Source organism: Buttiauxella sp. AC038 (genome assembly GCF_979253565.1).
The window spans coordinates 2,638,152-2,651,818 of sequence record NZ_CEEDCQ010000001.1; the positions used below are offsets into that span (position 1 = coordinate 2,638,152).

Sequence of the window (13,667 nt, forward strand, 5' to 3'; positions counted from 1 at the left end):
ACGTTAACCTATTCTAGCGTACGTTTTTCGGCAAACAGCCGTAATGCTGCTGAAATCGGGCTGTAAATCGTGAACTTGAAAGATACCCGCTGCGTGAGGCAATTTCGCCAATCGGCAGCGCGGTGGTTTGCAACTGAGACAGCGCATACGACATGCGCACCTCTTTGTGCCCTTATGATTTCATTTTGTGCCAAACGCTCAGTGATTATTAAATTCCCACAAGCGGTTGAAATTTACATCATTCAAATTTCTGTCGGCGGCATTATTGCCGTTAAATGGCCGTGCGGTCGTGGCAGCACTTCCCCACGGCGACAGAGAATCATAACCGCTATCAATCGTTGAGTTCATCACCACCACCTGACTGTTCGAGGTTTTACCCGGCAAATATCCGGTCGTTTTTGCCCCTTGATCCCAGGCCCGTCCAAGTTTTGCGAAGTAGCCGTTTTTGAAACCGCCATCGCTGGTAAAGCGGCTGTTTTTCACCAGGAACCCGTAAGGGTTATCCGGCAACGTGTTAGGTGCCAACACAAAGGCTTCCTGCGACTGTCGCGATGAGACAGTATGGAAATGCACGTTATCAAACACTGCATTCGCACGACCAAACACGTAATCCACATCGCCTTCAATGTAGCTGTCTTTGATGAATACGCGGCTGACTCTGTCTGTTACGTAGCGGTTTTTCTCATCGCTGGTATTAACAAAAAAAGTATCCTGGCGGCCAATCAAACGTACATTTTCAATCTGCACTTTGTCGCCATCGGTTCGCAGGGCCACGCCCTGGTGCGCGTTACCATCCACGGTGTCGAGTATGGAATTAACCACCGTCAGATTGGCCAACTGGAAACCATGATTTTGCGACCAGAGAACGGCTGCGCACGTGGTGGCGACCACCGGCGTGGTTTTGTTAGCACAGGATTGGTACATCTCCCAGGCCGGATCACCCGGTTGATATTGCCCGCTCGGGTTGACGGTTTTGCGCCAGACTTCCGGTGAAATCATTGAGTCGAGCGCCAGTTGAATCGTTACATGCTGCGGGTTTTCACCTGCGCCAAACAGCGTGACTGGCGGTGCATTCATCGGAATGTAAACCGTGCCTTCATAGACGCCTGGCAGGATTTTTATCACAACGCGCTGGTTCGATTTCGTAGCCTTTAATGCGGCATTCACCGCCTGCTGCACTGTGTGGTACGGCGCATCTTTGCCGACAACCCATGGCGTATCAATATCTTTTAAATTCAACGCCTCCGGTTGCCACGGCTCATTTTTCGCCATCGCAATTATTCCGCCACGGGCGAAGACGTTTTGCTCCGTAAAATGAGCCGCCTCGCTCTGGCTAAGAACCGGGCGAGTGCTGCTCCCTGGTGCCTTGTGAGAGGTGAGGTTTGGTGAACTGCATCCTTGCAGTACCAGAGGGATACAAAGCACAGCTAAAGCAGAGTAGCGAGGTAATGACATACGTTAAGCCCCTGTCTTTTATTAATGTTTTATTTGAAAAACCAAAGGCCAATTTAAATAAAACATCATTTTAAAAACATGAGGAGCGCGGCATTTTCGCAATTGCTCCCTGGGAAATATCGGTAGCTGGTATTTATTTCTGTTTTCTGCCAGGATTTGTTTATTCATCAACCAACTGAATATATAAGGAGGAACCCATGCTGCTGTTTCGTGAAATTTTGTTTATTTCACATACCTTTGGTGATCGTCATAGCTCAAGCGTTATCGATATCGCACTGCGATAATCCGGCTTGAGCGAAGCAACCAACTGCAATCCCTTCCCTCGGGCTTACCGGGTTATCGTCAGCCATATTTGACGAGGCGTTTTCGCGCCTGTAACTCTTGAGTAAGCAACAATGAGCACATTATTAACCGCACAATCCCTTAGCCTTGATACCGCTTTCGGCCCTCTGCTGGCTGACATCACTTTTACGCTTAAAAAAGGCGATCGCCTGGGCTTAATCGGCCACAACGGCTGTGGTAAAAGCACCGTTCTTAAATTGCTTGATGGCACAATCGAACCCAATAGTGGCAGCGTGACGCGCGCGCATCACTGCTTATTGGCGCGTGTCGAACAGCATTTACCTGAAGATTTACATTCACTCACCTTACTTGAAGCCGTGATAGCGAGACTGAGTGAAGCACAACAACATACCGATGGCTGGCGAGCACAGGCGCTCTTAGCCAGCATGGGTTTTGATGAAAGTGCATGGCAACTCACCGCCGGAACGTTAAGCGGCGGGCAACACACACGTTTATTATTGGCGCGCGCGTTGATCACCGAGCCGGACCTCTTGTTGCTTGATGAACCAAGCAACCACCTCGATTTACCCACGCTACTGTGGCTGGAGCAGTTCTTACGTAACTGGAACGGCAGCTTTGTGCTGGTTTCTCACGATCAACATCTGTTGGATAACGTCACCAACGGAACATGGATCCTGCGTGACCACGGACTCAGTTTCTTCCAGCTACCCTGCTCTGCAGCCCGCGCAGCTCTTGAAGAGCGTGACCGTACCGATGCACACAGCCATCAGGCCGAGCAAAAGGAAATTGACCGCATAGCGGCCAGTGCGAAACGTCTGGCAATTTGGGGCAAAGTCTACGACAACGAAGACCTTGCCCGTAAAGCTAAGCAAATGGAAAAACGCATCGACAAACTTAAGGACAGCCAAACCGAGTTAAGTGCTGCAAACCTGTGGCAACTGATACTCAAAGGCGAGGCATTACCCGCTAATCGCCTGTTGGAAATGGAAAACCTGTCGGTGAGTCCGGCACCAGATTGTCCTCCACTGTTTAACCTGGCTATGCAGCGCCTGAAAAGTGGTGATCGGGTGGCAATAATCGGCAAGAACGGCTGCGGAAAATCATCTTTATTACGCCTGCTGTGGCAGCATTATCAGCAGTCGCAAGATGAGTCCTCAATCCGCCTGCATCCACGCGTAGAGATGGGTTATTACGACCAGACACTTCATCAGTTACGTGACGGTGACACCTTGCTCGAAGCACTCGAACCTTTTGCGCCGTTATCCGAGCGTGAACGCAAAATGGCGTTAATCAGCGCCGGATTTGCCTGGTTACGCCATGGGCAAACGGTGAGCACTTTGAGCGGAGGCGAACGATCACGATTGCTGTTTGTTGGGCTGACTCTTGCGCGTTATTCGCTGCTACTGCTTGATGAGCCAACCAACCACCTGGATATGGAAGGCAAAGAGGCGCTGGCGGAAACACTGCAAAGTTTCGAGGGTGGCGTGTTGCTGGTTACACACGACCGGACATTAATCGCTAAAAGCTGTAACCGCTTCTGGTTGATTGATAATGGCGAACTCAGCGAGTGGCACTCACTTGAGGGGCTGTATGCGCAGCTGACGAATGACAATGCCGACATTGTGACAACGTCACAGAATGACGAGTCATCAACGGCGGTTCAGGTTCATTCGGAAACTGAAAGCTGGTTGGAACGCCTGGTTGAGCTGGAGGAGAAGCTTGCGCAGGATTTAGCGCGCAAGCAAAGTCATCAGAAACCAGCGCTTCAGCAGCAATGGCGGATGGAGATTGCCGCGCTTAATCTGCGGCTGGAAATGGAGTAAGGGTTGGGGCCGGACAGCGTTGGGCTAATCCGGCCTATTGAGGTCTGTGCAATCGTTGTGTCGGATGTCGCTGCGCTAATTCGACCTACGAACGGCCTTTTTTGAGGGTTTGTAGGGTGGATTAGCGCAAGCGACATCCACCGATTCACATCATCTAAAATGTTGCCCAGTTATCGTCTTCGTCTATAACCGTTTTAGCCGCCTTAGCGGTAGATTTTGGCTTTTCAGGCTGAGTTTTTACAACGTTGGGCTGACGGCTTAAACGAAATGTTCCTACAGCGGTAGTCAGGCGTGCCGCCTGCTCCTCGAGGGAATTCGCCGCAGCGGTTGCTTCTTCAACCAGTGCAGCATTTTGCTGCGTCACATTATCCATCTCGTTTATCGCGATTCCGACCTGCTCAATACCACGGCTTTGCTCATCCGATGCCGCCGCAATTTCTTGCATGATATCGGTGACACGTCGCACCGCGCCGACAATATCCGTCATAGTTTCGCCTGCATGAGCGACCTGGCTTGAGCCACTATCAATGAGCGATACCGATTCGCTAATAAGCCCCTCAATTTCTTTGGCAGCTTGTGCACTGCGCTGTGCCAGGGTGCGTACTTCAGTTGCTACCACAGCAAACCCGCGCCCTTGTTCACCGGCTCGAGCCGCTTCAACCGCTGCATTGAGCGCCAGGATATTGGTCTGGAAAGCAATGCTGTTGATGACCGCAGTTATCTCGGAAATTTTCTTCGAACTGGTAGAGATATTGGTCATGGTTTTCACAACACTTGAGACAATGCGCCCACCGTCACCGGCTTTGTGGGAGGCTTCTTCGGCAAGCCTGGTCGCGTGATGGGCGTTATCTGCATTCTGTTTCACCGTGGCCGTTAACTGCTCCATACTGGCCGCCGTTTCTTCAAGTGCCGCTACTTGTTGTTCAGTACGCGCCGACAAATCGGTATTACCGGCAGAGATCTCGCTGGTGCCCTGATAAATCGCCTCGGCCCCCATACGCACTTCGCCAACCGTATTCACCAATGAAACCTGCATATCCTGCAAGTTCTGATTCAGTTTGCCGATTTCACTCTTGCCGAAAGATTGCAATGGCTGGGTTAAATCACCTTTGGAGATATGTTCGATGCGCGTTGCTGCCTGTTGCAGAGGTTGAATAACCACGCGGCGTAACACGACAAAGGTAAATATCGTCAGAAGCAGCGCGATTGCAAATGCGCATGCCATAACCATCACACTTAAATGTGAGCGGGCCTGGGCTTGCTCATGAAGTGCAACTGCACGCTCGGTACGAATCTTCGCCGCTTGCTCTAACACCTTGTTGTAGTCGGCATCCAGCTTGCGGGCTTCTTCATTTTCATGATTGATGATGGCCTCAAACATGCCGTTTTTGGCATATTTCATCATCGGCGCCATACCTTTATTCAGGTAGTCATCAAAGCGTGCGCGCAACTGACTATCCAGTGCTTCACCCGCCTCCACTTTGTCGGCACGATCCATATAAATATCGAAACTGGCCTGTGCTTGTTTAATCAGCTTTTCTGCCTCAGCGATATTAAATTTCATATCATCCATGTCGGCCACACGCCCAGCGGCCCCTGCATGAATGATATTCAGTCGCGCGCTACGCAAATTGGTAGAGCTTTCCGAAAGCCCAATCCGCACCTGGATTTCGTTGGTCACGTCCTGTAGCGCTTTGTCGCTCTGGATCAAAAAATAGCTCGCAAGCCCTACGCATAAAGCGAACAGCACTAAAATTCCAACCAGAATAGAGGTAAACAGCGGCACTAATCGGATGTTGTGCCAGAAACGAACAGCCCCTTGTGGGGAGATTTTTGTAGTTGCCATGTCCTTGGTTTCTCTTTTTGTAAAAAGGTGTTTCTGTAAAAGAGTCATCGGCCATGAAATACAAAAGATTGAACAAAAAGTTGTCGTTTTGTGGAGGGGTTAACAAATCATCGATGAATAGTTATACAGATCACAGTTTAGCCCTGAAATTAGTAAGGCTTACATTCAGGTTAAACCGGAGTAAACTGACTGTAACAGTAAATGGCGTAACCGCGTGCGGTCGCTCAAAGGACAACAATTAAGCGTTATGAAATTTAAATCTGCAATCAAACCCTATCGCGCTGCAGCCGGTGGCTGGGGCTCTCTTGAAGCAACTACCCGCTTTGTTATCGACAGCAAACATGCCATAAAAAACCTGCGCAACCTGATGCGCATGAACAAAGCCAAAGGGTTTGACTGCCCAGGCTGTGCATGGGGCGATGACAATAAAAGTACTTTTAGCTTCTGCGAAAATGGTGCGAAAGCAGTGACATGGGAAGCAACTCGCCGTTTTATCGATAACGAGTTTTTTGCTAAACACAGTGTCAGCAATCTGTATCAGCAGAGCGATTATTTCCTTGAGTATCAAGGACGATTGACTGAGCCGTTGCGTTACAACCCGCAGACTGACCATTACGAAGCAATTAGCTGGGATGACGCACTGGCGCTTATCGGTCGGCATATTAAAGCACTGGATAATCCCGACCAGATGGAACTGTACACCTCAGGACGCGCCAGTAACGAAGCGTCTTATCTGTACCAGCTATTCGGTCGCATGATGGGAACCAATAATTTCCCAGACTGCTCGAACATGTGCCATGAAGCCAGCGGCAGCGGGCTTAAACGCAGCATTGGCGTCGGCAAAGGCACCATTCATTTAGATGATTTTGATAAGGCCAACGCCATTTTTGTGTTTGGCCAAAACCCCGGTACTAACCACCCACGTATGTTGCATAGCTTGCGTCACGCTGCTGAAAATGGCGCACAAATTGTGACCTTCAATACCCTGCGTGAACGCGGTCTTGAACGTTTTGCCGATCCGCAAAAGCCGTTAGAAGTAGTGACACCACTGGCCGGTAAAATCAGTAGCTACTATTACCAGCCGAATCTGGGCGGTGATATGGCAGCGATTCGCGGTATGGCAAAAGCGCTGCTGGAAACCCATCGTCAGAAACTTGAGAACGGTGGCACGGGTATTTTCGATGAAACCTTTATTGCTGAACACACTCATGGCGTGGACGCATGGTTTGCTGAAATCGACAACACATCCTGGGAGCATATTACCCATCAATCTGGATTGAGCGAACAGCAACTACGTGATGCCGCGACTATCTGGCAGCAGGCCGAACGTGTAATTTGCACCTGGGCAATGGGCATTACCCAGCACAAACACTCCCTGAACACCGTACGTGAAATCGTTAATCTGCAACTTCTGGGTGGCCATCTCGGAAAACCTGGTGCGGGCCTGTGCCCAGTGCGCGGTCACAGTAATGTGCAGGGCAACCGCACGATGGGCATTGATGAAAAACCATCGGCTGCATTACTTGATAGTCTTGCCGCACATTTCGGTTTTGAACCTCCGCGCGCGCAAGGCCATAACACCGTTGAAGCTATTGCGGCAATGCTACGTGATGAAGTCAAAGTCTTGATTACACTTGGTGGCAATCTTGCAGCAGCCGCACCAGATAGCCCTCGCACCGAGGAAGCTCTGCAACGTTGCGGCCTGACGGTACATATCAGCACCAAACTTAACCGCAGCCATGTCGTACCCGGCAAAGAGTCACTAATTTTGCCAACGCTTGGGCGTACTGAAGAAGATATGCAGGCCAGTGGGCGGCAGTTCATCACCGTTGAAGACTCATTCAGCATGGTGCACGCATCTGAAGGTATCGGGAAACCGATTGCTGCAACACAGCGTTCAGAAACCGCCATTGTTTGCGGGATTGCTAACACGGTTCTGGGGCAAGAAAAGCTCGACTGGCTGGCATTATCAGCGGATTACAATCTGATTCGCGACCATATTGCGGCCACCCTTCCAGGCTTTAAAGATTTTAACCAACAATGTGAAAAACCAGGTGGTTTCTACCTTGGTAACGCAGCGGCGGAATTACGTTTTAATACCCCAACGGGGAGAGCAGAATTCAGCGCGGCCCCTCTTCCAGAATCATTATTTGGTGATTTAAAAGCCCCGTTTGCGCTGCAAACTTTACGTTCGCACGATCAATATAACACCACAATTTATGGGTTGGACGACCGTTATCGCGGTGTTTACGGCCAGCGTGAAGTCCTGTTTATTAACCCGGAAGATCTTGCGGCACTTGAGTTGCACGAGGGTGACCTGGTAGATATCGAAACGATATGGAACGATGGCATCTCGCGCAAAGTCAGCGGTTTTAAAATCGTGCCTTACAACATCCCACGCGGCAATCTGGCAGCCTATTACCCTGAAACGAACCCATTGGTTCCTCTGAGCAGCGTCGGCGACGGCACCGGGACACCAACGTCGAAATCAGTACCGGTAAAAATTTGCCGTACTGCTCCTGTTGAAAGCCTGCGTATAGCTTAAACCTCCAGTTCCTGTGCATTTGTCGGGTAGCCCACGCCACCCGACCTCTCAACCCAATACGCTACCAACTCGCAATAAATGCGAGATTTTCCATTAACAACTTTGCAATACCATAACGGAAGATTATGATACCCCAGCATTAACCATTTGGTTCATTGTGCATAGATTGCTTTCGAGTTAACGCTAAGCACAGTCACCATATGCGTTTTTGTTTATACCAAAAGGTACAAATCAGACGATCTCCTGCAACAAGGAGACGTTGTTGCATATGAAGCTGAAGGAACACGCTTCAACAGGAGAATGTTATGGCAAATCTTACTCCCCGCGCGGCCTGGCTCTTGGGCTGCTGTGGGTTCTTGGCGGGTTAATGGCACTTATTGGCCTCGCGATCGGTATTGGCGGGGCTTATTTAGTTGCCCTTGGCGGCAGCTGGTATTTCTTGCTGATGGGCATTGTGATGCTCGTTTCCGCCATTTTGATTATCAAGAAGAAAATCACCGGGCTGGTGCTCTATAGCCTGGCATTCGTCTGCTCAATATTTTGGGCGATTAGCGATGCCGGCTGGGACTTCTGGCCGCTGTTCTCGCGCCTGTTTACCTTTGCGGTGCTCGCCTTCCTGGCTGCCATTGCGTGGCCCATTTTACGCACAGCCAAAAGCACGGTTCCGGTAAAAAAAGGGCCGGCCTATGGCATTGCCGCTTTGCTCGCGGTTTGTATGTTGGTAAGCGCAGGCTGGATGTTTGTGCCGCAGGTGCAGGTTGCCGCCAATGAAGACGTCCCGGTAAAACCCGTCGCACCTGATGAAGTACAAAAAGACTGGAAGCATTGGGGTAACACAACCCATGGCGATCGTTTTGCCGCTCTTGATCAAATCAACAAGGGTAATGTCTCGGAGTTGCAAGTAGCCTGGACTGCGCACACGGGTGATATACCCCAAAGTAACGGCTCAGGCGCTGAAGACCAGAACACACCGTTACAGGTTGGCGACACACTTTTTGTCTGCACACCGTACAGCAAGGTTCTGGCGCTGGATGTCGACTCAGGTAAAGAAAAATGGCGCTATGACAGCAAAGCCACTGCACCAAACTGGCAGCGCTGCCGTGGTTTAGGCTATTTCGAAGAAACGACTCAACAAGCTGCCGCTACTCTTGCCGAACCAGCGCAGCCCGCAGCTTGCCCTCGCCGTCTGTTCCTGCCTACTACCGATGCGCGCTTAATTGCGATCAACGCTGACAACGGCAAGCTGTGCGAAGACTTTGGCGACCACGGTACGGTCGACCTGAAAGCTGGCATGGGTGAAGTTAAACCGGGCTATTACCAGCAAACCTCTACACCTCTTGTTGCAGGTAACGTGGTGGTAGTTGGTGGCCGTGTGGCAGATAACTTCTCCACCGGTGAGCCTCCGGGTGTGGTACGCGCTTATGACGTTCACACCGGTAAACTGGCGTGGGCATGGGATCCGGGTAACCCGGCAATTACCGGTTTACCGCCAGAAGGACAGACCTACACACGTGGCACGCCAAACGTATGGTCAGCCATGTCTTATGACGCAAAACTGGGGCTGATTTATCTGCCAACCGGTAACGCCACGCCTGACTTCTTTGGCGGTACGCGTACTGCACAGGACGATAAATACAGCTCATCTATTGTTGCAGTTGAAGCAACAACGGGCAAAGTGCGCTGGCATTTCCAGACTACCCACCACGATTTGTGGGACTTCGATTTACCCTCACAGCCACTGCTTTATGATTTACCAGACGGTAAAGGCAGCACTACGCCAGTGATTGTTCAGACCTCCAAACAGGGCATGATTTTCATGCTCAACCGCGAAACCGGTGATCCGGTTGCGAAAGTCGAAGAACGTCCGGTTCCGCAGGGCAATATTGAAGGCGAACGCTATTCAAAAACCCAGCCGTATTCAGTCGGGATGCCAATGATTGGCAACGAAACCCTGACAGAATCGGATATGTGGGGTGCGACACCAATCGATCTGCTGATTTGTCGTATCGAGTTTAAAGGGATGCGCCACGAAGGGGTTTACACGCCACCGGGCCTTGACCGCTCCTTGCAATATCCAGGTTCGCTGGGTGGGATGAACTGGGGCAGCGTTTCTGTTGACCCAAATAACAGCCTGATGTTCGTCAACGATATGCGTCTGGGGCTGGCGAACTATATGGTTCCACGCGCCAACGTGGCGAAAAACGCCAGCGGTATCGAGATGGGTATCGTTCCAATGGACGGCACACCGTTCGGCGCAATGCGTGAGCGTTTCCTCTCTCCACTGGGTATTCCATGCCAGAAACCACCGTTTGGCACCATGTCGGCAGTTGATCTGAAATCCGGGAAAGTCGTCTGGCAGGTTCCGGTGGGTACGGTACAAGACACCGGGCCACTCGGGATTCGTATGCATTTACCGATTCCAATCGGGATGCCGACGCTGGGTGCATCGCTGTCGACTCAGTCGGGCCTGTTGTTCTTCGCAGGTACGCAGGATTTCTATCTGCGTGCGTTTGATACTGCAAACGGCAAGGAAATTTGGAAATCCCGTCTGCCTGTTGGTAGCCAATCAGGGCCGATGACCTATGTGTCACCAAAAACCGGTAAACAATATATTGTGATTAACGCAGGCGGTGCACGTCAGTCTCCTGACCGTGGTGATTACATCATTGCTTACGCGTTGCCAGACGCGAAATAAACCATAAAACAACGGGTGCTTATCGCACCCGTTTTCAGTTACTTCACATCCACCTGATAGAAAATGTGCTTACCAAATGGGTCGACTTCATAGCCGGTCACTTCTTTGCGCACCGGTTCGAAAATCGTCGAGTGCGCAATCATCACCGCAGGCATTTGATCATGCATCATCTGCTGTGCTTCTTTATAAAGTGCGACGCGTTTTTCGTGATCGCTTGAAGTACGGGCTTCAAGAATCAACTTATCAAACGGCTTATAACACCATTTTGCCGAGTTGGAACCGCCATCCGCTGAACGACAAGTAAACAGTGGGCCGAAGAAATTGTCCGGATCCCCTGTGGCCGTGGTCCACCCCATCAGCGCCGCCTGGTGCTCGCCACTTTTCACACGTTTTAAATACTCGCCCCACTCAAAGGTGACAACTTTTGCCGTGACGCCAATTTTCGCCCAGTCAGCCTGAATCATCTCCGCCATACGTTTAGCGTTAGGGTTATACGGGCGCTGTACCGGCATTGCCCACAGATCGATGGTCAGGCCATTAGCAAAGCCCGCCTCTGTGAGTAACGCTTTGGCTTTTTCCGGGTCGTATTCGTAATCTTTGAGCGAATCATCAGAACTCCACACACCTGGTGGCAGCAGATTTTTTGCAGCCGTTCCGGTGCCACGGAATACCGCGTCAATAATCGCCGGCTTGTTAATAGCCATTGCCAGCGCCTGGCGCACTTTCACATTATCCGTTGGTGCTTTTTGGGTATTGAATGCGAGGAAACCAGTATTCAACCCCGCTTTTTGCATCAGGTTGATGTCAGCATTTTCCTTCATGCGCGGCAAATCGGCTGGATTTGGGAATGGCATCACCTGGCACTCATTTTTCTCAAGCTTTGCTAGACGCACTGAGGCGTCCGGGGTAATGGAAAATACCAGCTTGTCTATTTTTGCCTTTCCCTGCCAGTATTCAGGGAATGCGGTGAACAGAATACGTGAGTCTTTTTGGTACTGCGCCAGGCGGAAAGGCCCGGTGCCGATAGGGTCCATATCCACACGCTCTGGAGTACCTGCTTTTAGCATCGAATCAGCGTACTCGGCGGAAAGTATCGAGGCGAAATACCAGCCAAGGTCAGCAATAAATGGTGCTTCTGGGTGAGTCAGCGTGAAGCGAACGGTATTATCGTCAACTTTATCAATCGAGGTAATTAATTTGCCAAATTCGAGACTTTCAAAATTGGAATAGTTTCCGTTAGAAACGTTGTGATAAGGATGTTTTGGATCTTTCTGGCGCATAAACGAAAAAATGACATCGTCAGCGTTAAAATCACGGCTTGGTTTAAAGTATTTATTGCTCTGGAATTTCACCCCTTTGCGCAGATGGAAGGTATAAACTTTGCCATCTTCGCTAACATCCCAGCTTTCTGCGAGGCTTGGCTGTAACTCGGTAGTGCCTACTTTAAAATCCACTAAGCGGTTATAAACCGGTACGGCGCTCGCATCAACACTGGTTCCCGATGTATATAACTGCGGGTTAAAGTTTTCCGGTGAGCCTTCGGAGCAATAAACTAGTGTTTTAGCTGCAACAGTAGAACTGACTGTCAGCGCGGCTATTATCAATGCAAGTTTTGTGGTTGTTGTTGTGATGGAAGTTTTCATGCCTGCCCTATTATTTATAATTTTCACCCTGAATAGTGCTTGTACAAAGCGACTTAATAAATAACATTAAAAGTCGATTTCAAACAAATGAATATATCCAGTAAAGAGGAAGTCATGGCATCACAACTCTCAGAACAATTAACGCAACGTTTCTTCCGTTATCTGGCGATCACCAGCCAAAGCCAGGCTGGTGCCAACACCCTACCAAGCACTCCAGGTCAACATGAAATGGCACAATTGCTGGCAAGTGAACTCCGCGAACTCGGTCTTGACGATGTGGTTATCGACGAACATGCCACTGTTACTGCGGTCAAAAAAGGCACGATTGACGGCGCGCCACGCGTTGGGTTTATCACACACATCGACACCGTCGATGTCGGGCTGTCGCCGGATATTCACCCGCAAGTGCTGCGCTTTAACGGCGAGGATCTTTGCCTTAACCCACAACAAGATATCTGGTTGCGCACCGCTGAACACCCGGAAATTTTGGCCTATCCAAACGAAGAGATCATTTTTAGCGATGGCACCAGTGTGCTCGGCGCAGATAATAAATCTGCCGTAACCGTGGTGATGACGCTACTGGAAAACCTGACGCCTGAGATGAAGCACGGTGATATTGTCGTCGCCTTTGTACCTGATGAAGAAATTGGTCTGTGTGGCGCAAAAGCCTTAGATCTGGCCCGTTTTGACGTTGATTTTGCCTGGACTATCGACTGTTGCGAATTAGGTGAAGTGGTATATGAAAACTTTAATGCCGCGCATGCTGAAATTCGTTTTACAGGTGTGACCGCGCATCCGATGTCTGCAAAAGGCGTCCTGGTGAACCCGCTATTAATGGCGCATGATTTCATCAGCCATTTTGACCGCCAACAAACGCCGGAAAATACCGAAGGCCGCGAAGGATATATTTGGTTTAACGGCATGAACACCACGCAAAATGACGCCATACTGAAAGCCAATATTCGTGATTTTGATACTCAGAATTTTGAAGCGCGTAAACAGCAATTACGCGATGTAGCCGAAAAAATTGCCGCGCAACATCCAACCGCAAAAGTAGATGTATCAATCAGCGATACCTACAGCAATATCAGTAATGCCATCAAAGACGACCGTCGGGCAATTGATTTAATTTTTGACGCCATGGAAGAGTTGAATATCGAACCTAAGATCATTCCAATGCGTGGCGGCACCGACGGCGCTGCCCTTTCTGCAAAAGGATTATTAACGCCAAACTTCTTTACCGGCGCGCATAATTTCCATTCTAAATTCGAGTTTTTACCACTACGCGCATTTGAAGCTTCTTATAACGTGGCGCTGAAGTTGTGTTTGTTAGCGGCTAAATAAGTCTGATCTTTGG

At 50.1% G+C, this 13,667-nt stretch carries 7 protein-coding genes and 1 pseudogene; 4 read left to right on the forward strand and 4 right to left on the reverse strand.

Going from position 1 to position 13,667, the window contains the following annotated elements:
- Positions 1-13: 13 nt before the first annotated feature.
- Both AC0IXI_RS12570 and AC0IXI_RS12575 read right to left on the reverse strand, forming a co-directional pair.
- A pseudogene (locus tag AC0IXI_RS12570) lies at positions 14-166 on the reverse strand (helix-turn-helix domain-containing protein); the annotation flags it as partial.
- A 32-nt stretch (positions 167-198) separates the two neighbouring features.
- Complete coding sequence (locus AC0IXI_RS12575) at positions 199-1,455, reverse strand: putative acyl-CoA thioester hydrolase (RefSeq protein ID WP_471682523.1); 1,257 nt, start codon at positions 1,453-1,455, stop codon at positions 199-201.
- Positions 1,456-1,850: 395 nt separating this feature from the next.
- Here AC0IXI_RS12575 and AC0IXI_RS12580 point away from each other — a divergent pair, with 395 nt between their 5' ends.
- On the forward strand, positions 1,851-3,581 hold the full coding sequence (locus tag AC0IXI_RS12580) for an ABC-F family ATP-binding cassette domain-containing protein (RefSeq protein ID WP_471682524.1): 1,731 nt from the start codon (positions 1,851-1,853) through the stop codon (positions 3,579-3,581).
- 154 nt (positions 3,582-3,735) lie between these two features.
- Here the strand turns inward: AC0IXI_RS12580 and AC0IXI_RS12585 are convergent, their stop codons facing one another.
- Positions 3,736-5,427, reverse strand: coding sequence for a methyl-accepting chemotaxis protein (locus AC0IXI_RS12585; protein WP_471682525.1), 1,692 nt, complete (start codon positions 5,425-5,427; stop codon positions 3,736-3,738).
- Between the two features lie 247 nt (positions 5,428-5,674).
- Between AC0IXI_RS12585 and AC0IXI_RS12590 the strand changes: the two genes are divergently transcribed.
- Positions 5,675-7,972 carry an FdhF/YdeP family oxidoreductase gene (locus AC0IXI_RS12590; RefSeq protein ID WP_134182729.1) on the forward strand — a complete coding sequence of 766 codons (2,298 nt, stop codon included), beginning with the start codon at positions 5,675-5,677 and terminating at the stop codon, positions 7,970-7,972.
- 268 nt (positions 7,973-8,240) lie between these two features.
- Complete coding sequence (locus AC0IXI_RS12595) at positions 8,241-10,667, forward strand: glucose/quinate/shikimate family membrane-bound PQQ-dependent dehydrogenase (RefSeq protein ID WP_471682526.1); 2,427 nt, start codon at positions 8,241-8,243, stop codon at positions 10,665-10,667.
- A gap of 38 nt (positions 10,668-10,705) precedes the next feature.
- On the opposite strand, the gene AC0IXI_RS12600 is transcribed toward AC0IXI_RS12595, so the two are convergent.
- Positions 10,706-12,310: an ABC transporter substrate-binding protein gene (locus tag AC0IXI_RS12600; protein WP_471682527.1), complete on the reverse strand. Its 1,605-nt coding sequence runs from the start codon at positions 12,308-12,310 to the stop codon at positions 10,706-10,708.
- 114 nt (positions 12,311-12,424) lie between these two features.
- Between AC0IXI_RS12600 and pepT the strand changes: the two genes are divergently transcribed.
- On the forward strand, positions 12,425-13,654 hold the full coding sequence (gene pepT, locus AC0IXI_RS12605) for a peptidase T (protein ID WP_471682528.1): 1,230 nt from the start codon (positions 12,425-12,427) through the stop codon (positions 13,652-13,654).
- Positions 13,655-13,667 lie beyond the last annotated feature (13 nt).